The sequence below is a fragment of the Streptomyces sp. MUM 2J genome, from assembly GCF_022414535.1.
Classification (GTDB): domain Bacteria; phylum Actinomycetota; class Actinomycetes; order Streptomycetales; family Streptomycetaceae; genus Streptomyces.
Window position 1 is genome coordinate 46,023 of record NZ_JADWYM010000028.1, and the last position, 20,917, is coordinate 66,939.

Here is a 20,917-nt window from a genome sequence, read left to right on the forward strand (position 1 = left end):
GAATGATCGGTCGCCCGGATTGGCGTGGTTGGTGAGGGAGACGTCCCCATGACGGAAGCGACGACGGACGTGCTGGACGAGGGGGAACGGCTGGGCGTCAAGGCGCTGCGGGAGCTGCAGCTGGAGCGGCTGCGCGCGTCGCTGCGGCACGCCTACACGCATGTCCCGTTCTACCGGGAGTCCTTCGACAAGGCCGGCGTGCGCCCCGAGGACTGCCGTTCCCTGGACGACCTGGCCCGGTTCCCGTTCACCACGAAGGCGGACCTGCGCGAGAACTACCCGTACGGCATGTTCGCCGTGCCGCGGGAGCGCATCCGGCGCATCCACGCCTCCAGCGGCACCACGGGACGCCCGACCGTCGTGGGGTACACCGACGCCGACCTGTCGATGTGGGCCGACATGGTGGCGCGCTCGATCCGGGCGGCGGGGGGCCGCCCCGGTGACACGGTGCACGTGGCCTACGGATACGGCCTGTTCACCGGGGGGCTCGGAGCGCACTACGGCGCCGAGCGCCTGGGCTGCACGGTCGTCCCCGCCTCCGGCGGCATGACCGCCCGGCAGGTGCAGCTGATCCAGGACCTCGGGCCGCGGATCATCATGGTGACGCCGTCGTACATGCTGACCCTCCTGGACGAGTTCGAACGCCAGGGCGTCGATCCGCGCGGCACGTCCCTGGAGGTGGGGATCTTCGGCGCGGAGCCCTGGACGGAGGAGATGCGCCGCGAGATCGAGGAGCGGTTCGGCATCGACGCGGTGGACATCTACGGCCTGTCGGAGGTGATCGGGCCGGGGGTCGCCCAGGAATGCGCCGAGACCAAGGACGGCCTCCATGTCTGGGAGGACCACTTCTTCCCGGAGATCGTCGACCCGATCACCGGTGAGGTGCTGCCCGAGGGCGAGGAGGGCGAGCTGGTGTTCACCTCGCTGACCAAGGAGGCCATGCCCGTGATCCGCTACCGGACGCGGGACTTGACCAGGCTGCTGCCGGGCACGGCCCGCTCCTTCCGGCGGATTCAGAAGATCACCGGCCGCAGCGACGACATGGTGATCCTGCGCGGGGTGAACCTCTTCCCGACACAGGTCGAGGAGATCGTCCTGCGCACGGCGGGTGTGGCTCCGCATTTCCAGCTGCGCCTGACCCGGGAGGGCCGCCTCGACGCCCTCACCGTGCGCGCCGAGGCACGTCCCGACGCCGCACCCGGGGTGCGCGACGAGGCCGCCCGGTCCATCGCGGCCGCCGTGAAGGACGGCGTCGGCGTCTCGGTGGCCGTGGAGATCGTCGAACCGGAGTCGCTGGAGCGCTCGGTGGGCAAGATCCGGCGCATCGTCGACCTGCGCCCCCGGGACTGACCGCGGGGGCGGGGCCGGGGTTCAGGCCGCTGGTGCCGGCGGCACCGATCCGAGCCGTTCCCGGAGCTCGCGCTTGAGGATCTTGCCGCTGGCGTTGCGCGGCAGCGCGTCGACGAACACGACCCGTTTCGGTGTCTTGAAGGGGGCGAGCCTGTCCCGGGCGTGGGCCATGAGCTCCGCCTCGGTGACCTGGCCGCGTGGAACGACGACGGCGGTCACCGCCTCGATCCACTTCTCGTCGGGCAGCCCGATCACCGCGGCCTCAGCGACCCCCTGGTGTGTGTACAGGGCGTCCTCGACCTGGCGTGAGGCCACCAGCACACCACCGGAGTTGATGACGTCCTTCAGCCGGTCGACGATCGTGAAGCAGCCGTCGGCGTCACGCACCGCGAGATCGCCCGAGTGGAACCAGCCGCCGCGGAACGCCTCGGCCGTCTCCTGCGGCTTGTCCCAGTAGCCCTCGCACAACTGCGGTGAGCGGTAGACGACTTCACCCGGGGTGCCGTCGGGCACGTCCCGGCCGTCCTCGTCGACGAGCCGGGCGTCCACGAACAGCACCGGGCGCCCGCAGGAGCCCAACCGGCCCTCGTGCTCGTCGGGGCCGAGGACGGTGGCGAGCGGGCCGATCTCGCTCTGGCCGAAGCAGTTGTAGAAGGCGAGCCGCGGCAGTCGGGCACGCAGCCGCTGAAGGACCGGCACCGGCATGACGGAGGCGCCGTAGTACGCCTTGCGCAGTCCGCTCAGGTCGCGGGTGGTGAAGTCGGAACGGCCGGCCAGGCCGACCCACACCGTGGGCGGGGCGAACAGGCTGTCCGCACGGCCGGATTCGATCAGGTCGAACAGACGGTCGCCGTCGGGTGCGTCCAGGATGATGTGGGTGGCGCCGACCGCCAGGCCGGGCAGCAGGAAGACGTGCATCTGGGCCGAGTGGTACAGCGGCAGCGCGTGCACCGGACGGTCCCCGGCGCTCAGGTCCAGGGCGGTGATGGCGCTGAGGTAGGCGTGGACGAGGGCGCGGTGGGTCATCATCGCGCCCTTGGGCAGCGCGGTCGTGCCCGAGGTGTACAGCAGTTGCACGAGGTCCTCGCCGCGCGGTTCGGGCCCGTCGTACGGCGCCGCCGATGCCAGTGCGTCCAGCAGTGAGCCCTCGGCGTCGCGCAACGGCAGGATGCGTACGCCGTCCGGCAGGCGGTCCGCGAGGTCCGGGTCCGCCAGCACCAGCGAGCTGCCCGACTGGCCGATGATGTACGCGAGGTCGTCGCCGGTCAGGTTCTGGTTGACGGGGACGTGCACCAGGCCGGCGCGGGCGCAGGCGAGGAAGGCGACGAGGTAGGCGTCGGAGTTGTGGCCGTAGGTCCCGACCCGGTCCCCCCGGGCGAGGCCCTCGCCGAGCAGGACGGCCGCGGCGCGGGAGACCGCGTCGTCGAGTTCCTGGTAGGTCCAGGTGCGGTCGCCGTACTCGACGGCGACGCGCGCGGGGGTCCGGCGGGCGCTGCGGCGCAGCACCCCGTCGACGGTGCTGCCGTGTCCGGGCATCATGCTGTGTGATCCTCGGCCTGCGGCCGCCCGGTGGTCAAGTCGTGTGCGCGGTCCGGGGGACATCCCGTCCCGGGGTGGCGCGGTCGGGGCGGGAGGGCGGGCGGTACGCCTCCGCCCCTGTGAAGTCGCCGGTCAAGGGGCTGGTGCGACCGCCTCTCGGAGCGCTGGTCGTGGCGCAGTGCGGCAGGGACGATCAACGCGGCCCTCCCCGGCGGGCTTGAGTTCCGTCCTGTCGTGGGCACCGGCCCCTCGTCCCTCACCCGGCCCATCGGCGTGGCCGACCCGCTCTCGGGGCCGAGAGCGCGGGTTCGGCGGATTCCGTTGCCGGGCACGAGGTGTACCACCATGCTTTCGGACATGGATCTGGGGGACGGGCCGGGGCAATACCCGGCGATGCTGGACATGTTGAGTCGGGAACTGCACGGAATCAGGGCGCTCGGACTGCTGCGGCTGCACGAGGCGGCCCTTGTCGAGCTGCCCGGGGTGCTCGCGCGGTCCACCGGTGTGGACGGCCGCCCGGGACCGGGCGAGGTGGACACGCACGCGGTGGAGGAAGCACTGCGCCGGGCGGTCGACGGGCTCGACCCCGGACAGCGCGAAGTGGGCCGGATCACCTTCGGCCTGCTGCCGGGCACGCGCGCGTTGCCGGCCAAGGAACGCCGAAACAGGGCTGCCGGCCTGGCCGGGATCAGCGTCGACCGTTTCCGCAAGCACCAGGAGAAGCTGCTCATCCGTCAGGTCGCGGCGGCGATCCTGGCGGCAGCCGCATCTGGTGCGCCGGGGACGCGCGGCAGCGCGACCGGGCCGGGGAGCGTGGCGCTCGCCCCGGCATCGTGGCCGTCACCCGAAACCGGGAAGGGGCCCACGACGCCCGGGCTGTCACGCTCGCCGGTGTCCGTGCCGGCGGGGCGGCATCGGGTGGACACGCCCTTTCCGCATGGCGAGGTGACGATCACCCTGCACGTCGCGCCCATCGAGCTGATCGAGGGCGTCGACGTGCTGGTGTCGTCGGAGAACGTCTACTTCGAGATGTCCAAGACGTTCCGTCGCACGGTCTCCGGGAGCCTGCGCCGGGCGGGGGCGAAGAAGGACGCAGGCGGGCGGATCGTGGACGACGTGATCGCGCAGCAGCTGAGGGCGTGGAGCGAACTTTCGGCGCCTCCCGGGCTTCCCGTGGCCCCCGGCACGGTGGCGGTGACCTCGGCAGGCGCACTGGCGGCGCACGGGGTGCGCAGAATCTTCCACGCCGCGGTCACCACTCCGTGCGCGACCGGGAACGGCTACGAGACGGCGCCGGAGGCGGTCGCCGAGGCGGTCCGGCGCATCTTCGATCTGGCGGGCGAGGAACGGGATTCCGGCGAGGTTCCGCTGCGGTCCGTGGCCCTGCCCCTGTTCGGCGCGGGGCGCGGCGGCCTCTCCGCGAGGAGGAGCGCAGAGGCCATCCTCGGGGCGCTGGAGGTCGCCCTCGCCGCCGACCCCGACTGGTCGGTACACCTGGTGACCCGCAATCCCGGTAGCGCGGGTGCCGTACTGGACGCGCTCGCCGCGAGACGCCGGTGAGCCCGGGCGGCAACGGGCCGCAACGACCGGGCGGCCGGCTCAACCGTCCTCGGTGAGGCGGAACTTCCTCGTCTCGCCCTGGGGCAGGTCGACGGTGACGTACCCGTTCCCGATGGTGTACTGGTACCCCTTGTTGCGCGCCCGGTAGCCGTCCGTTGTGCGCTCGGCGGGGATCGTGATCTCCTCGGACTTCTTGTGCGTGGCACTCGGGTGAAGCCACGAGCCGTCGTAGTAGATCTTCCCGCTCATGGTGCGGCACAGCAGGATGCGGTGCACCTCGGTCGTGTAGGCGTGCAGAAGTGTCGCTCCGGTACCGCCGGGAATGCGGGCGGCCACCGAGGTGGGGCAGAGCGTCCCTGCCCGGGGAGGCAGCGCGGTGGACGGACCGGTGGCATCGTGCGCGAACATGCGGACGGCGATCCCCGCGAGTACCACGGCCACGGCCGCCACCGCGACGACGATCCACGCCGTTCGTCGGCGACGGCGGGAGGGCGCCGGCGTCGGCCGGGGCCGTGGTTGTGGACGCGGTCGGGGGCTCACCTGCGGCCGAGGCTGAGGGGGCCGCGTGGTCCGCACGCGTCCATGGGGCTGCGGCTGCGGGTGCGGCCGGGGCGTCTGCACCGGGAGACCGGTCGCGGGGGGCTGCCCCGGTCGCTGGGCAGCGCGGTGGCGCTGGACCTCCCGCCGGCGCTGGGCGGCGTAGTCGTCCAGGACGCGCAGTGCGTCGTCGCGGTAGGAGGGCTGGCTGCCACCGGTGAGGAAGGCCTGGTACAGAGCGTGGTGCCACTCGGCTGCGCCGGGTCGTGCGCCCGTCGCCAGCGGGTCGTCGAGCGCGCGGCTGAACATCCTTCGCAGCGCCGGGTCCAGTCGGTCGGGGAAATCCGAGGGCGTGATCCACCGGCCGTTCTGGTGTCCACCCTGCCAACGCGGGCCGCCCGGATTGAGGAACAGCCCGCGGTAGAGTGCCAGAGCGAGGGCGAACCGGTCGCTGAACCGGTCGTGCGCCGTGATCGCCCCGGCGATACGGCGCGGGTCCGTCCACTCCGGCGTGTTCACCCCCTGCACAGGCGGGTCGTTCCAGGAGGTCAGCCCGTCGCAGTCGATGAGATACGCGTGTGCGTCCCGCTCCCGCCACACCAGGTTGTTCGCGGACAGGTCCCCGTGGGTGAGTCTTCGGTCCTCCAGCTCCCTGAAGATGTCGCACACACGCAGCAGTACGCCCACACGGACGCGCGCCGTCGGCGGCGGCGGCTCGGAGCGGGCCAGGTAGAGGAAGGCCAGTGTGCGGGCCGCCGGACGGCCGTCCGGGTCGGTGAACATGAACGACCGCGGGATGAGCGGCAGTACGACACCCGTCACGCCGCCGTTCCTGCCGTGGATCACGTCGATGGGCCAGTTGATGGACGACTCGGCGGTCGTGGCGAGCCCGCCGCGCCCCGTGGGTCCCTGACCGTTCTCGGCTCGGCCCACGATGTCCCGGCCGAAACGGGCCAGCCTGTGCAACCGGTCGACCTCGGACGACGTGGACTCGGGGGTCCTGTACTCCTTGTAGACACGTGGCACTCGGTCCCGGTCCAGGCAGTGATAGAGCAGCCCCTGACTGCCTTTGTCGTTGAAGGGGTGCCGGTCGACCTGGTACCTGCGGCCGAGCCTGCTGGTGAGGGTGCGCATCGATCATCCGCCCCGCGTCTGCCGGGACCACACCACGAGGGCCGTCCGGTCGTCGTGCGAGCCGCGGCGCCGGTAGCGCAGCGAGTCCGCCATCGCGGCGGCGTCGCAGGGCCGGGACCAGCGCTCGGCGAGCCAGGCGCGCACCGCGGGCGAGCCGAAGGCGTCCTCCGCCAGCCCGTCCGATGCCAGGATCAGACAGCCGCCGGGGCTCTCCTCGGTCAGCGGGGCGTACTCGGCGATCTCCGCGGGGGCGGGGTGGGGCAGGGCGGCGGAGACCCGGTTGACCGGTCCGCCGTCGCGGTGGAACACGGTCTCCCACGCCTCCCCGGCCAGCCGCATCACCGCGCAGTCCCCGACCCGGGTGGCCCAGCCGGTGCCCACGACCGGGAGCAGCACCAACGCGGCCGTACAGGAGAGGTCCCGGTCCGTCAGGGCGGGCATTCCCGCCGTACGCAACCGCGCCGTGCGAGCGCATGCCGCGTCGAGGACGCCACCCAGTACGGCGCGGGGGTCGCCCGTGAGTCTTCCGGCGGTGACCGTGCGGGCCTCCTCGCACAACAACGCGGCGAAGAGGGACGCGCCGAGCTGCGAGGTCAGCGGACGTGAGCCGAGGCCGTCGCAGACCGCCGCGACCAGCAGGGACCGGTCGTCGGAGAGGGTGAACTGGTAGGCGTCCTGCGCCGTGGTACCGCTGTTGAGGTGGGACTGCCCGGCAAGGCTCGCGGCGCCCAGCCACCGGTCGCCCAGTAATCCCCCGTCAGCTCGCAGCCCCGGGAGCGAGGTCGCCGGCAGGGCGAGGCGAGGGAGCGGAAGCGGCTGCAGTCGGTCTCCCACGTGCGGTGCGGTCGTGGGCAGGGTGCGGGGCGGATCGACGGCCGGCAGGGCGGTGGGCGCCGCGCACCCGTCGGCGCCTCTGCGAGGCTGGTCGTCGGTGCCGGTCGCGGCACCGGGAGAACTGTGGGTGGGAGCGCCGTCGGAGGCGGGAACGCCGTCCACGGCGGCCCCGGCCCCCTGCCCGGCTCGCCCCGGGTCGTCGGTCGGCGCCGCCCGCCCGGCATCCGCCGTGAGTGGGCTCGCCGCCGATGGGCTGGCCCCGGACGGGCCGGTGAGCATCGTAGTCCCGGCTGTGGCCCTGGAGTCCCGGTTCCCCGTCGTCGGTTCGCCGAGGTCGCCGTGCCGGGAAACGGTGGGACGAGCGCCCCCGGCGCCCGGAGTTGCGGGGGCGGTCCCCGCCCCCGGCTCCGTCGCGTCGGACGAAGCCGGGCGGGCACCCGCCGAAGCGGGGGCGGTGTCCGGTACGGCTCCGGGATCCGCCTCCGGATCCGTGTGCCTGCCCCGGCGCCGGCGGAACATGCTCACGCTCAGCTCACCGTGCGCTGGTCGAGCGGGAGCTGCGTGAGCTTCGTACCGTCGAGCGGCACCGAGAGCACGCCACCGGAGGCGGAGGAGAAGCTGCTGGAGGTGGTCCGGATGCTCCGGACCACCGTGCGCAGGATCTCGCGCACGGCCGCTCCGGGGTCGCTCTCGTCGGTGAAGAAGGCGAAACCCGTCGATACCTGCCGGATGGCGTCCCGGTTCGCCTGGCCGAAGCCGAAGCTCACGATCTGCGCCCCGTACCTGTCGTCCTTGGAGGTGACCTGTGCCCAGGCGTGGGTCCAGTCGACGGCCGCGTTGTGTTCGCCGTCGCTGATGAAGAAGATCACCGGTTGGTGGTAGGCGCTGCCCTTGCCGAGGGCTCTGATGCCGTCGCGCAGCGCGTCACCGGAGGCACGCAGCCCCACGTCGAAGTTGGTGCCGCCCTGCGGCGTCAGCGAGGGCATGTCGGCGTAGGCGATGTCGGTCAGTGGCAGACGGGTCTCGGCCCGGTCGGAGAAGGTCACGACGGCGAGCCGCGCGATCTCGCCGGTGGCCGGGTCACCCTTGATCGCCGACTTGATCTCGGGGAGGGCGTCGTTGACGGCTTTCATCGGCGAGCCCGCCATCGAGTACGAGACATCGATGCAGAGGCAGACGGGAAAAACTGGGGGGCGCTCGACGTTCGAGAATTCAGACATGCCTGTCCAGACGTGGGTTCGGTGATCGACGGGGAAAGAGGCGACGCATTGCCGAACGGGAAGCGGTGCGATTCCCCAGGCCTCTGTTCATTGTCCGGCTGCCCGCATGGACGCGTTGCCGGCATGGAAATCGAATGAATGTCGGCGCGTCCGTACGGAAAACGCCGGAGGGAGGACTCTGGCCGCCCGGTGACTACTGAGAGAAAAGTATGCACGTGTGCAGACAGCCGGTCCGCGGTTTCGTCCAAACACCCGGAAAGAACCCGGAAGGCGCCCCGCTTTCGCCCGGGTTCCGCACACCGGGCTCCGGGGTGCGCCTGCCGGAGGCCGCGAGTGCGGTCCGGTCTCCGGGGCTGCCGGCGTCAGGCCGGGGCGCCGTCCCCGGCGTCCGGGGGGCCCACCCTGACCCTGAACCGCTTCAGCCGTTCGCCGACCCATCGCACGTTCTCCGGCTCGTCGAGGTCGCGTGCGGGTTCCTCGGTGGCCTCCAGCAGATCGCTGTGCGCGCAGCGGTCGAACAGCACCAGCGACACCTCCGGGAAGGCGAGCCGCGACTCGTAGAGGAAGCCCTGTGCCCAGGGGGCCTCGGCGCGCAGCCAGTGCGCCCAGCGACGGGTGAAGGCGTAGTCCGTGGGCTTGGACCGCACCAGCCAGTCGTCCTCCTGCTGGACGGCGTTGAGGTCGAACAGGGTGCGCAGCGACAGCAGTGCCACGTCACGTGCCAGCCGAACCTGTGAGAGCCGCTTGCCCTCCAACTCCCTGCGCGGCAGGACGCGGGTGGGATGGTCGCCGTCGAAGCCGATGTCCCGCAGCAGCCTCTCGGCCAGCGCCGTCGTCGGTGCGGGCGCCGCGTACAGGTAGGAGTAGAGGTCATTGGGGGTGCTGTCGAACCGGCCGCCGCCGAAGTGGTGGTCCTGGGGCGTCGGGTTGAACTCGAACGCCTCGCGCTTGCGCGAGTGCACCCTGTGCAGGACCCGGCCGGCCTCCCAGTCGACCCGCCTCGGCTCGGCCATGCCGGCATCGGGCAGTCGTGCGCCTCGTGCCATGTCAGTCCTCCTCCCCCACCACGCTTGCCGCAGCGAGCAGTTGTCCGTCCAGACCTGCGCCGAGCAGCAACGCCGGGGCCGTGGCCAGCCAAGGATTGGGGCCGAGCCACCAGTCGGCCACCCCCCAGGGGTCCTCCGCGGCGCCCAGCATGCGGTTGACGGCGACGACCACGTCCCGGGGCCGGCCCTCGCGGTCGAACTGGAAGGCCGGCAGCCCCTCCGAGCCGTCGCCGCGGCGCAGACGGATCAGCTCGGGAGCAGTCACCTCCACACCGAAGTTCTCCCTCAGGTCGTCCGGTGAGAGAGCTGGAACGGCCAGCAGCCGTTCGTACGGCGAGGGTTGGGCCTCCTCACCGCTCTCCGGGGCCCGGCCGGTTCCCCGGATCCCCTCGGGCCGGCCGCCGGACGAGGCGAACGAGGCCAGCAGTTCGTGGGGCAGGGGCGACGCCGCGCCGGCGAACCGCCTCTCGACGGCTCGGACCTCTTGTTCCGGCAGGGAGGCACGCAGGTGCGCCGCGACTGCACGGGTGACCGCCCTCCGACGCCGCTCGTCACCTCCTTCGGCGGCCAGGTCGAGCAGCGCGTCGAGCTGGTTCCGGTCCTCCGGGGTGAGTTGAGCCCGTATCGCCTGCCGGTCCCGCGTCAGCGCCTCGATGAGTCGCGCCTCGTACTCGTCCATGCGCCCCCCTTCTGGAATCAGGATGGATCCGTACGGTAGTGAGGTACCGTATTTTTGGCAATTGGCCGGTCGCGGGAATCGAGCGGGTGTACAGCATTCGACGGGCCCGGCGGGCGGAATTATGGAAGCACGCCCCCGAACCGCGACTCGAATCCGGTGGGACACGCCGCGGTCCATGCGCAGCGGCCGGGTGCGTAATGTGCAGTGCCGAATCGGGGTGGGGAATGACCGAGACCGGAATGGGCGGCATCAGCCGGGAGAATCCACTGGAGCAGGTGGCCCGCCTGCTGGAGACCGCCGAGCAGCCTCCGGCGGAGGGGGGCGAGTGGGTGCCGGCCGACGGCCGGGGGGCGGCGGGGCCGATCCCCGTGGCACTGGAGGAAGCCGAGGAACTGCTTGCCGCGCTGTGCGGCACGGTCACGGACGCCGGGCAGCGCGACGCGTTGTACGGGATGTCCCTGGCGGCCGCGGCGATACGCTGCACGCTGGGACCGGCCGGTTACCGGCTCGGCCGCCTTCGGGAGCGGTTCGCCACCCTGTGCACGCTCGCCGCTGACCAGTGCGGCGACGACGGACCGGAACCCGAGCTCCTCGCGAAGGTCGACCTGACCTGCGAGTGGGCCTTCCGTGTGGCCGAGCGCTGGAGCCGTACCCTGCCCGGTGCGGCACGTGAGGCGGACGCTGACCTGACCGTCTCTCTGCTGGGTGGTCTTCTGGACGGACCGGACGGGCACCTCGTCGCCGAACCGACGCGGTGCCGGGCCGTCCTCGGCCTCGTCCTGTCGGACCGGTCACGGCGCGCGGAACACCGCAGCCCGGAACGGCTCGCCGACCGCCGGAACGCCCTCGCCCTGCTCGACGCCGCGAGGACTGCCGACGATCTCGATCCCCTGCTGTGGCCCGACGTGACCTTCGACTTCGTGCAGCTCTCCGCTCTGGAGCTCGATGACCGCGTCGGCACCGGCCCGTCCCCTTCCGCGGCGGCGGCCGGGGCCGAGGAAGCGATCGTCCTCCTCGACCTGACGCTGGCGCTGCTCGACGGCGGCACCTCGGCGGATCCGGCGGAACTGGGCGTGCTCCTGTGCGACCTGCTGCTCGAACTCTCCACCGCGCAACGGCATCAGGGGCGGGCCGTCGACTGGTTCCGGGCGGTGCTCGCTCGTCCCGGCCTGCCGGACGGGACGAGGATCGAACTGAAGCGGGGGCTGGTTCACGCCCTGTGCCTGCGCTCCGAGGAGAACCGGCACGCGCAGCGGCCCGGCGACCCCGTCCCGGCGCAGGATCGCGCGGCCGCCGTCGAGCTGCTGGAGGAGGTGCTGGCGGCCCATCCCGCCATGCCGCCGGCGGACCGGTCCGGTCCCGGGGAGCGCGCCGCCGGTACGGCCGAGGACCCCACGACTCATGGAGCCCCGGTGGACGACGAGTTCGTGGCGTACTTCGACAGCCTCGTCCAACTGCTCTGGCTGGACCTGTCGGAAGGCGTGCTGGGGGACCGGGGGCACGACCGGCTCGCGGTGTGCGTGCGGCAGCTCGTACCGCTGATCGGGCCCGAGGACGACGACCGGGCAGCGGCCGTGCTCAAGGCCGCGATCGTGCTCGGTCAGCGCGCCGTACGACGCGGGCTGCCGCTGGCCCACGGTCTCGCCGACCAGGCCGTCCTGAACGGGCGGCAGAACCCCTCCATGGCCCTCGAACACACCGCGCCGCACGTGGTGGCGGATGTCCGCGAAGCCGTCGACCTGCTGCGCACCGGAACGGGGCTCTATCCGCATGACGACGAACTCCACCTGTACGCACAGGGGTTCCTCGGCGTCGCGCTGTTGCTGGACTTCGCGTGCCGACTGCCCGTGGCCGAACCCGCCGTACTGCGCGAGGGGCTGCGCTGCATGCGGGTGGCGATGGAACGTCTGCCCGAGCGCGACGGACTGGGGGACGCCGACTTCAGGGGTGCGTTCCTCATCGCCCTGATGTACCGGGTCTGGTACACGGAGCCCTTCCTGCGCGCGTGGACCGACCGGAACGGCCCTGGGGTGCCCGACGTGTCCGGGTTCCCGACCGTCGAGGACGACGTGCAGTTGCTCGATGCGGTACTGGGCGCGTCCGACGAGGAGGAGGAGCCCCTGCTCGCCTTCCTCTTCGTCATGGTGCGGCTGCTGCGTTCCCCAGGCGTTCCGCCCTCCGTGGCGGATTCCCGGGCGTGGTCGGAACGGCTTCGGCGGGCCGTCCCCCGGCTGGGGGCCGAGGCGACCGGACTGCGGGTGATCATGCTGGGTGTCGCAGGCGTCCTCGGGCTCCGCCTCGAGGAGGAGGGCAAGGCCACCGGCGTCGAGCGGCAGGCCGCACGGACAGCGCTCAGGGAGGCGCTCTCCCTTCTCCCCCAAGAATCGCCACTGCGTCCACCGGTGGTGGCTGCTCTGGACCGGCTCGGCACCGGCGACGTCAGGCGGTTGCTCGGGCTCTTCCTGGGTGTTTCGACGAGGGCGGAACCGGACGGGGCGGGACGGGAACCGGCAGAGGACGCACGGGGAGCCCGCGGTGCGCCTCCGGCGCCGGACGGCAGGCCCCCAACCGGAGATTCGCCCGTGGCGGCCGTCCTGCCCGGGCCGCAGAGCAGAACCCCGGCGCACGTCGACGGCAGCCCGGGCCCGCCCAGCGGTCCGGCGGCCCCTCGCACAGCCCCGGTGCTCGACCTCGACGCCGCCGTTCTGCTCGGCGACGGCACGCCCGACCCCTTCGCGGTACCGGCCACCCGGGTGGCCGAACTGGTCGGGACCGACGAGCCGATGAGCGCGCCCGCCACCGCGACCCTGGCCGTGCTGCACCACCACCGCTGGTTGCGGGACCGCGACGGCCAGGACCTGGAGACGGCTGTCGCCCTGGCGCGCAGCGCGGTGGCCGCTGTCGGCCGGGCCCACACCCCGGTCTCCGCCAAGAGCGCCCTGGCGGACCGCTGCTCCGAGTTCCTGGCCCGGCTGCTCCTCGACCGGCACCTGATTCTCGGTGACCGCACCGACCTCGACGCAGCCGCCCGCGTCTACGGAGCGCTGCTCGAACGCACTTCCGAGGACGTGGTACTGCCCCCGCTGTGCGCGCTTCTCGCCGCCTCGGGCGACCCCAGGGTGCCCGCGCGCCTCTTCCGGCCGGTGCCCTCGCAGTGGACGGCACCCTTCCGTGCCGAACTGCTCGCCGTCGTCTGGGCGGGACCGGCGGCGCACGCCGCCCTGAGCGGCTCCGCGTCCGCAGCCGAGGACGCCGCGAACGCGCTCCACCTGCTTCCGGAGGGGCACCCCCGGCGCCCGGCCCTGCGTGGTGAGCTGATCCGGCGCGAGCTGGAGCAGGCCGTCGCCATGGGCGACCTGGCGGCCGCGCGAGCCGCCGCCGGGGAACTCCTCGACGTTGCCACGTCCTGCCCCGAGGAGGGCATGCAGCGGCCCAGCCTGCTCCTCAGGGCCGCGGCGACGCTCTGCGACCTGTACCGGGCGGAGGGTGCCCACGGGGCGGACACCGGCCATCCGCGCCACGAACACGACCACGCCGTCGACGCTCTGCTGGACCGCACCGTCACCGTGCTCGGCGCCGAAACCGAGCAAGGCTCGCACGGATACCACGGCTCCCGCAGCCGCTGCGCGTACGGCCTGGGTGTCCTGCTGCTGACCCGCTACGGGCGCGGCGGTGACGCCGCGGACCTCCGCCGCGCGCTGCGGGTGCTGCGCGACCGGTGGGCGGTGCTGCACACCGCCCCGGGCGACCCGCTCGCCCGTGCGGTCCTCCGGGCGCTCGCCGAGGCGCACCGCGCCCACGGCCCCGCTGACGCCGGGCACCGCCGGGATTCCCGGGACACGGCGCGGTCGCTGCTGAACGCGCACGGCCGCGCGGTCCTGCTCCAGTCCGGCACGGGACACGCTCTTGAGGTCGCCCGCGCGGTCGCGTCCGACATGCTCCGCCTGGTGCGCTGGAGTCTGGAGGACGGGGAGCCCCGGACGGCGTACGAGGCACTGGAACTCGGACGCGGGCTGGTCCTCAACGCCGCCACCGTCAGCGTCACGGTGCCCGAGCTGCTGCGCGACGGCGGCCACAGCGACCTGGCCCGGCACTGGGAGGACGCGGCGGGCGGCGGCGGGCGGCACGTCGTGCCCGACGGGCTGCGCCGCCAGGTCCTGGAGGCGTTCGCCGGGAGCGCGGCCGAGAGGCGGCTGGTGTCCGCGCCGAACCCGGGCCAGGTCGGCCAGGCGCTGCGCCGTCTCGCGCGCGACGCACTGGTCTACCTCGTGCCCGGCGAGTACGCGGAAGCGGGCGGAGGCACCGGCGGCACGACGGCCACCGGGCACGCGGTGGTCGTCGGTGCCACCGGCGTGGTGGAAGCGCTCGCACTGCCGGGCCTCGTCGTCTCCACGGACGGTCCGCTCGGCGCCTACGACCGTGCCGCCGACGCCTTCCGCAGCACAGCCCGCGCCGACGACCGGCCCGCTCCGGGCGATCCGGAGGTCATGCACGCCCATCACGAACGCCGGCTCGCGCGCCTGGAGCGGAAGTGGCGGGACGCGCTCGACGCGCTGTGCTCCTGGGCGGGCGAGGTGGCGATGGGCCCCGTGCTGTCCGCCTCCCGCAGTCGGCTCGGCCGCACGCCCCGGCTGGTGCTGGCGCCGGTGGGGGCGCTCGGTGCGGTGCCGTGGCACGCGGCCCGCTGCTCGGACGGCCCGACCGGTGCGGCATACGCCTGCCAGCGGGCACTGCTGCAGTACTGTGCCACCGCCCGCCAGCTCATGGAGGTGGCCGACCGGCCCCGCACCCGGCTCGGCGCGGGGCCGGTGGCCGTGGTCGCCGACCCGCAGGGCTCCTGGCGGATGCACCGGGAGGCGGCGCTGGTCGGCTCGATGTACGAGGGAACACGGGTCGTCGGCGGCCTCGGCGGGCACGCCCCCGCCGACGCGCCTCCGCCGCTGCCTCCCGTGCCCGAGTCCCTGCGCGCGCTCCTGCCCGGCCGCAGCCGGGTTCCAGCCGCCCTGCTTCACGTCAACTGTCACGCGGACACCGGGCGTTCGCCCGCGGACTCGGTACTCCGGCTCGGAACCGGGCACCGCATCACGGTCGCGGACGTGCTCGCGGGGGCCGCCGACCGCGACCCCGGGACGCCCGGGGGGATCGTCGTCCTCGCCAACTGCACCAGCGATCTGACCGTGAGCGACCACGACGAGGCGCTCACACTGGCCACGGCCTTCCTCGGCGCCGGCGCCACCGCGGTGGTCGGGTCACGCTGGGACGTGGCCGACGATCCGCGCACCACCGCGCTGATGCTCGTCCTCCATCACCGGCTGCGGGCCGGAGACCCGGCCGGAGAGGCGTTGCGGGCCGCCCAGTTGTGGATGCTGGACCCACATCGGACCGTGCCGGGCGAACTCGAAGCGTATGCCGATGTGTTCAGGGAAGCGGACCGGCGCGGTCTGGATGAGCTGGAGGTGTGGTCCGCTTTCGCGCACCACGGGCAGTAGCCGTGCCGGGCGGAGTCAGGGCGCCGCGTCGTCGATGCTGAGGTCGCGGCGCATCGTCCGGCGCAGTTCGGCCAGCACCGCCCAGGCGGCCTGGACCCGCTCCTCGCACTCGGACGGGGCCGGGGTGCAGGGTGCGTCGACCAGTGACCGTTTCAGCGCGCCGTAGTCGTCGTTCAGCCTGCGGCTCACCGCCGACGCCGCGTCGAGGACGGGACCCGGCAGTAGCATCTGCGCTTCGGCGTAGCTCGCACGGAAGGCCGTGCGAGCCTCTTCCAGAGCCTCGGCGTGCTCGTCGATGCCAGCGCCGGCGCGCAGCCCGTGCAGCACGCTGATCTGTGCGGTCTGGTAGTGCCGGGCCGCGGTGTTGAAGGCGACGTAGCAGGCACGCAACCGGGCGCGGGCCTCAGCCCGGTGCGACGCGGCCCGCTGCTCGCGGGCGTCCGCCAGCTCCAGCGCACGCATCCGCTCGTCGTGTGCCCGGTCCTCCGCGCGCTGCCCGCGCAGCGAGTCGATCTCCATCAGCTTGACGCGGTCAGCCCTGACCTGGGTCACGAGCGCCGCGCTCAGGGTGCCCACCACGCCGACGACCGCCACCAGGAGCGGTAACCAGGTCTGCGCCACGTCGCTTCCCCCGTTTCCCTGCGCCAGGTCGCCGAGCGGCGCCTGGGTCCTGCGCCTTTCGTGGGCCGGAGTCGGCTTCCGCAGACGTCCGTACCCGCTGGGCGCGTCGTTCAGCCCCTTGCCGGAGACCGCGGGCGGACGCCGAACGCGGTACGCCGCACACCGGTGGCAGGAAGGCACGTACACCGCGATCGAGAACGGCCGCGGGCGTTCGGGTTCACCGGGCGTGCCGCCCCTGACGCGTCCCCGGCCACGCCGCCCCCTCCCCCTCGCCGTCATCCGAACGCCATTGTGCGGTCGGCTCGACCTGGTTGTCCCGGAAAGCACACTCCCGGTGCAGCTGCCCGGTGGACGAGAAGGGCCGGGAGCCGGGCCGCCTCCCGTCCGACGGGGCGAGCCCGGCGGACCGCGGCGCGGCGGAAGGCGCCCGGTCAGCACGGGTCCGATGCCGGCCACCCCGCCGGTGCGCGCGGCTCCCCGCTCAGGCTGCCCCGGCCTCCAGGACCGCCATGGCCGCGTTGTGCCCCGGAACCCCGCTGACCCCTCCGCCGCGCACGGCACCCGCCCCGCACAGGAGGACGTTGGCGTGCCGGGTCTCCACGCCCCACCGTCCGGTGCCGTCCTGGGCGTGGGGCCAGGCCAGGTCCCGGTGGAAGATGTTGCCGCCGGGCAGCCCGAGATCGCGCTCCAGGTCCAGCGGGGACTTGGCCTCCAGGCAGGGGCGGCCGTCGGCGTCGGTGGCCAGACAGTCGGTGATCGGCTCGGCGAGGTGGGCGTCGAGCTGGGCGAGGGTCGCTTTGAGCAGTTCCCCGCGCACGGCGTCGTTGTCACGGGCGAAGAGCCGTGCGGGGGTGTGCAGACCGAAGAGGGTGAGCGTCTGGAACCCCCGTTCGGCCAGGTCGGGGGCGAGGATGGAGGGGTCGGTCAGCGAGTGGCAGTAGATCTCCGAGGGCGGCGCCGCCGGCAGCTCTCCGGCCGCGGCCCGGGCATGGGCGGCGGCCAGTTGCTCGTAGCCCTCGGCGATGTGGAAGGTCCCCGAGAAGGCCTCGCGCGGGTCGACGGACGTGTCCCGCAGCCGCGGCAGCCGTTCGAGCAGCATGTTCACCTTCAGCTGGGCGCCCTCGGCGGGTTCGGGTGGGGTGTCGCCGGTCAGCTCGGCCAGTTGCTGCGGCGACGCGCCGACCAGGACGTGCCGTGCGGCGACGGTGACCTCGCTGTCGGCGGTCCGGTACGTCACCTGGGCGTGGTGGCCGTCGGTGTCGATCCGTAGCGCCTCGTGTCCCGTGGCGAGGACCGCGCCCGCGCCGCGGGCCGCGTCGGCGAGGGCGTCGGTGAGGGCGCCCATGCCGCCGACCGGGACGTCCCAGTCACCCGTGCCGCCGCCGATGACGTGGTAGAGGAAGCAGCGGTTCTGCTTCAGCGAGGGGTCGTGGGCGTCGGCGAAGGTGCCGATGAGGGCGTCGGTGAGGACGACGCCACGCACCAGGTCGTCATGGAAGCCCTCCTCGATCGCCACGCCGATCGGCTCCTCGAACAGCATCCGCCAGGCTCGCTCGTCGCCGACGCGGCGGCGCAGTTCCGACCGGGTGGGCAGCGGCTGCGTGAGCGTGGGGAAGACGCGCTCGGCGACGCCGCGGGTCATGCCGTAGAACCGGCGCCAGGACTCGTACTCGCGTTCGCTGCCGGTCAGTCGCGCGAACGCGTCCCGGGTGCGCTTCTCACCACCGCCGACCAGCAGCCCCGTCGGCCGTCCGGCCCGCTCGACGGGCGTGTACGAGGACACCGTCCGCTTCCGCGCCCGGAAGTCCAGGCCGAGGTCCCGCACGATCTTCGCCGGAAGCAGGCTCACCAGGTAGGAGTACCGGGACAGCCGCGCGTCGACGCCGGCGAACGGCCGCGTGGACACCGCGGCGCCGCCGGTGCCCGCCAGCCGCTCCAGCAGCAGCACCGACCTCCCGGCACGGGCCAGATAGGCGGCGGCGACGAGACCGTTGTGTCCTCCGCCGACGATGACGGCGCCGTAGCTGCGGTGCGTGCGGGATGCGGACATGGTTCTTGGTAACACGGATGCCCCGGGGCGACCAGAGGGACTCCGGGGGACCTGACGGCTCGTCTTCCGGCTTCCGGCTCAGGAGTGCGGGACGGCGCGTTCCGGTCAGCGGCCTCCCGCGGCCCGTTGCTGCCGCAGGACCGCCGACCTGCGGTACAGGGCGGCGGCCTCCGCGGCCCGGCCGAGCTGTTCCAGGCAGTGCGCCTCGTCGTTGCGGCTGGCGAGGCTGTCGGGGTGGCCGGCGCCCAGGACGTGCTCCCTGGCCGCCGCCACCCGCCGGTACTCGGTGAGGGCGTCCGCCCAGCGGCCGAGCCAGCCGAGGCCCACCGCGACCTCCCGGCGGCTGACCAGGGTGTCGGGATGGTCGGGGCCGAGGACGCGCTCGCGGATGGCACACACGTCGCGGGACTCGGCGAGGGCCTCCTCCCAGCGGCCCAGGCGGCCGAGGTTGACCCCGAGGCCGTGGCGGGCGCGAAGGGTCTCCGGATGCGCGGGTCCGCTGATCCGGGTCCGGTCCTCGACGAGTTCGCGGTACAGCTGGTACGCCTCCGCGCTGCGGCCCAGGCGGCCGAGGCTGATGCCGGTCTCGTAGCGGGCGGCGAGGGTGTCGGGATGCTCGGCGCCGAGAGCGCGGGCGCGTGCCTCCGCGACCTCGCGGTAGGTCTGCAGGGCTTCCGCCCAGCGGCCCAGCTGGCCGAGCGCGTAGGCGACTTCGTAGCGGGTGACCAGCGTGTCGGGATGACCCGGCCCGAGCACCCGCGCCCGGGCGGCGGCCACCTTGCGGGCCATGTCGTAGGAGTCCTCCGGCCGGCCGAGCCGGCCGAGGTTGAAGGCGAGGTTGTGACGGCAGCGCAGGGTGTCGGGATGGTCGGCGCCCGTCGTGCGCTCGCGGTCGGCCAGCACCGACAGGTACACCTGGTGGGCGTCGAGGTGGCGGCCCAGCCGGCCGAGTACGTACGCCATCTCCTGACGGGTGGCGAGGGTGTCGGGGTGGTCGGCGCCCAGGAGCCGGGTCCGGGCCGCGGCGACGTGCTTGTAGGCGCGCAGCGCGTCGGCGGCGCGGCCGGTGCGGCTGAGGCTGAAGGCGACCTCGTACCGGCTGGCGAGGGTGTCGGGGTGGTCCGGGCCCAGCAGGTGCTCGCGTTCGGCGGCGACCGCGCGGTGCACCTCGCCGGCCTCCTCCCAGCGGCCCAGCCGGCCGAGGCTGAGGCCGGCGTCGTGCCGGCCGGCCAGCGCGGTGAGCAGTGCGGGGTCCGTGGTGCGGGAGGGAGAGGGGTGCGGTGGGCCGGGACGGCCGGTCCGCTCGCGCGGGATCCACTCACCGCTCAGGCCCGCCGAGGGGTCGGGGGGCGTGCTGCGCAGGGCGGCCCCGGTCGCCTTGTGACCGGTGGTCATGCCCCGGGTCCAGGACGGCAGCCGCCGCTCGCTCGGGGCGGTGGTGGTCGGCGGGACCGTCTCGGGCCGGGGGGTGACCACGGTCGGCACGTACGCGGGGGTGGTGCGGCCGAGGTCGATGCGCCGGCCGAGTTCGCGGGCGTCGTACGGGCGTTCCTCGGGCCGCTTGGCCAGGAGGTCCAGGATGATCCGGTCGAGGTACTCGGGCAGGTCGGCCCGGCGGCTGCGCGGCGGGCGGGGCGGGGTGTCGCGGTGGCCGATGAGGATCGCCCAGGGGTCGTCGAGGTCGAACGGCGGGACGCCGGTGGCGATCTCGTAGAGCACGCAGCCCAGCGAGTACAGGTCACTGCGCTGGTCGACCTCGTCGCCGCCGATCTGCTCCGGGGACATGTAGTGCGGGGTGCCCATGGCGATGCCGGTGCCGGTCAGGCGGGAGGTGAGGCCGATGTCGTGTCCCAGGCGGGCTATGCCGAAGTCGCAGATCTTCACGCTGCCGTCGGTGAGCCGCACGATGTTCGCGGGCTTCAGGTCCCGGTGCACGATCCCCTGCCGGTGGGTGTAGGCCAGCGCGGCGGCGACCTGTTCGGCGACGTCAAGGACGTCGGGCACGGTGAGCGGATGCTGCTGGTTGTCCTCCAGCAGCTGGCTGAGGTTGCGGCCCTGGAGCAGTTCCATGACCAGGAACAGGACGCCGTCGCTCTCCCCGAAGTCGTGGACGACGGTGACGCCGCGGTGCTGGAGGGCGGCGGCCACCCGGGCCTCGCGCCGGAAGCGTTCCCGGACGACGCGGGCGACGCTCTGGTCCTCCTGCGGTCCCAGCGGCTTGAGGCACTTGACGGCGACATGCCGGGCGAGGGACTCGTCGCGGGCCCGCCACACCTCGCCCATGCCGCCGCGCCCGATCAGGTCGAGCAGCCGGTACCGGCCCTGGATCAGTCTGCTGTCCCCCATCTCCCGCGCTCGCCCCCGTCACCGTTCGTCCCGCCCTCCCCTGGCTCGTCCAGTATGGCGGGCAATCGACCGGCTTTGTACGGGGCCGGGCGCGCGTCCGGACCCGGACGGGCCATGGCGCCCAGGACGTGCCGGGGCGGCAGTTGCCAGCGCAGACGTGCGGGGATGCGGCGCAGCAGGGTCCCGGCGGCGCGCAGCCCGCGGGTGACGGCCGCGGGCTGCGCGCCGGTCTGCCGTGGAGCTCGTGGGCGTACGGCGGAAGGGAGGCGTACGCCAGGCGGGCCACGCGCCGCCACAGCACCTCGCGCGCCGGGACCGGCAGCGGGTGCGTCGGAGGGCGGAGGAGGAAGTCGTCCACGGCGTGCGCGTCGGCACCGGCGGCGAGTTCGGGCCGCACGGTCTCGACGCAGGCGGACAGCTCCGCGCGGTCGGAGGGCGCGGTTGCCCCGCCATGCATCCACGCGGCACCCGCTCCCGTCAAGGCGGCTGCGTCCCGGTGACCGCGAGGACGG

General features: G+C 73.5%; 12 protein-coding genes and 1 pseudogene. 3 read left to right on the forward strand and 10 right to left on the reverse strand.

Annotated elements, in window-relative coordinates; translation table 11 throughout:
• Positions 1-48 precede the first annotated feature (48 nt).
• Complete coding sequence (gene paaK / locus I3F54_RS21715; protein ID WP_240120509.1) at positions 49-1,350, forward strand: phenylacetate--CoA ligase PaaK; 1,302 nt, start codon at positions 49-51, stop codon at positions 1,348-1,350.
• A gap of 21 nt (positions 1,351-1,371) precedes the next feature.
• On the opposite strand, the gene I3F54_RS21720 is transcribed toward paaK, so the two are convergent.
• Positions 1,372-2,889 (reverse strand): acyl-CoA synthetase, encoded by a 1,518-nt coding sequence (locus tag I3F54_RS21720; protein WP_240120510.1) that lies wholly within the window; start codon positions 2,887-2,889, stop codon positions 1,372-1,374.
• A 357-nt stretch (positions 2,890-3,246) separates the two neighbouring features.
• Here I3F54_RS21720 and I3F54_RS21725 point away from each other — a divergent pair, with 357 nt between their 5' ends.
• Positions 3,247-4,449 (forward strand): macro domain-containing protein, encoded by a 1,203-nt coding sequence (locus I3F54_RS21725; protein WP_240120511.1) that lies wholly within the window; start codon positions 3,247-3,249, stop codon positions 4,447-4,449.
• 39 nt (positions 4,450-4,488) lie between these two features.
• Here the strand turns inward: I3F54_RS21725 and I3F54_RS21730 are convergent, their stop codons facing one another.
• The 5 genes from I3F54_RS21730 to I3F54_RS21750 form a co-directional block, all read right to left on the reverse strand.
• A complete protein-coding gene (locus I3F54_RS21730; RefSeq protein ID WP_240120512.1) occupies positions 4,489-6,120 on the reverse strand; it encodes a hypothetical protein in 1,632 nt (543 codons plus the stop codon).
• 3 nt (positions 6,121-6,123) lie between these two features.
• Positions 6,124-7,116, reverse strand: a complete 993-nt coding sequence (locus I3F54_RS21735; protein WP_240120513.1) for a protein phosphatase 2C domain-containing protein — start codon at positions 7,114-7,116, stop codon at positions 6,124-6,126.
• 365 nt (positions 7,117-7,481) lie between these two features.
• Positions 7,482-8,174: a VWA domain-containing protein gene (locus I3F54_RS21740; protein ID WP_240120514.1), complete on the reverse strand. Its 693-nt coding sequence runs from the start codon at positions 8,172-8,174 to the stop codon at positions 7,482-7,484.
• 362 nt (positions 8,175-8,536) lie between these two features.
• A complete protein-coding gene (locus tag I3F54_RS21745; protein WP_240120515.1) occupies positions 8,537-9,220 on the reverse strand; it encodes an RES family NAD+ phosphorylase in 684 nt (227 codons plus the stop codon).
• A 1-nt stretch (position 9,221) separates the two neighbouring features.
• Positions 9,222-9,899, reverse strand: a complete 678-nt coding sequence (locus tag I3F54_RS21750; RefSeq protein WP_240120516.1) for a DUF3168 domain-containing protein — start codon at positions 9,897-9,899, stop codon at positions 9,222-9,224.
• 224 nt (positions 9,900-10,123) lie between these two features.
• On the opposite strand from I3F54_RS21750, the gene I3F54_RS21755 reads away from it, so the two are divergent.
• Entirely contained in the window at positions 10,124-15,388 is a 5,265-nt protein-coding gene (locus tag I3F54_RS21755) for a CHAT domain-containing protein (protein ID WP_240120517.1), read from the forward strand.
• Positions 15,389-15,403: 15 nt separating this feature from the next.
• Here I3F54_RS21755 and I3F54_RS21760 read toward each other — a convergent pair whose 3' ends face one another.
• The 4 genes and pseudogenes from I3F54_RS21760 to I3F54_RS21775 form a co-directional block, all read right to left on the reverse strand.
• On the reverse strand, positions 15,404-16,009 hold the full coding sequence (locus tag I3F54_RS21760; RefSeq protein ID WP_240120518.1) for a hypothetical protein: 606 nt from the start codon (positions 16,007-16,009) through the stop codon (positions 15,404-15,406).
• A gap of 481 nt (positions 16,010-16,490) precedes the next feature.
• Entirely contained in the window at positions 16,491-18,059 is a 1,569-nt protein-coding gene (locus I3F54_RS21765; protein WP_240120519.1) for an NAD(P)/FAD-dependent oxidoreductase, read from the reverse strand.
• 105 nt (positions 18,060-18,164) lie between these two features.
• Positions 18,165-20,405 carry a tetratricopeptide repeat protein gene (locus I3F54_RS21770; RefSeq protein ID WP_240120520.1) on the reverse strand — a complete coding sequence of 747 codons (2,241 nt, stop codon included), beginning with the start codon at positions 20,403-20,405 and terminating at the stop codon, positions 18,165-18,167.
• Positions 20,387-20,904: pseudogene (locus I3F54_RS21775) on the reverse strand (oxygenase MpaB family protein); the annotation flags it as partial. The pseudogene I3F54_RS21775 and the gene I3F54_RS21770, both read right to left, overlap by 19 nt.
• Positions 20,905-20,917 lie beyond the last annotated feature (13 nt).

Excerpts from the sequence above, each read along its gene's own strand:
- I3F54_RS21740 (WP_240120514.1), bottom strand. The coding sequence starts at position 8,174 with ATGTCTGAATTCTCGAACGTCGAGCGCCCCCCAGTTTTTCCCGTCTGC.
- I3F54_RS21725 (WP_240120511.1), top strand. The coding sequence starts at position 3,247 with ATGGATCTGGGGGACGGGCCGGGGCAATACCCGGCGATGCTGGACATG.
- I3F54_RS21755 (WP_240120517.1), top strand. The coding sequence starts at position 10,124 with ATGACCGAGACCGGAATGGGCGGCATCAGCCGGGAGAATCCACTGGAG.
- I3F54_RS21770 (WP_240120520.1), bottom strand. The coding sequence starts at position 20,405 with ATGGGGGACAGCAGACTGATCCAGGGCCGGTACCGGCTGCTCGACCTG.
- paaK (WP_240120509.1), top strand. The coding sequence starts at position 49 with ATGACGGAAGCGACGACGGACGTGCTGGACGAGGGGGAACGGCTGGGC.
- I3F54_RS21730 (WP_240120512.1), bottom strand. The coding sequence starts at position 6,120 with ATGCGCACCCTCACCAGCAGGCTCGGCCGCAGGTACCAGGTCGACCGG.
- I3F54_RS21720 (WP_240120510.1), bottom strand. The coding sequence starts at position 2,889 with ATGATGCCCGGACACGGCAGCACCGTCGACGGGGTGCTGCGCCGCAGC.
- I3F54_RS21765 (WP_240120519.1), bottom strand. The coding sequence starts at position 18,059 with ATGTCCGCATCCCGCACGCACCGCAGCTACGGCGCCGTCATCGTCGGC.
- I3F54_RS21750 (WP_240120516.1), bottom strand. The coding sequence starts at position 9,899 with ATGGACGAGTACGAGGCGCGACTCATCGAGGCGCTGACGCGGGACCGG.
- I3F54_RS21745 (WP_240120515.1), bottom strand. The coding sequence starts at position 9,220 with ATGGCACGAGGCGCACGACTGCCCGATGCCGGCATGGCCGAGCCGAGG.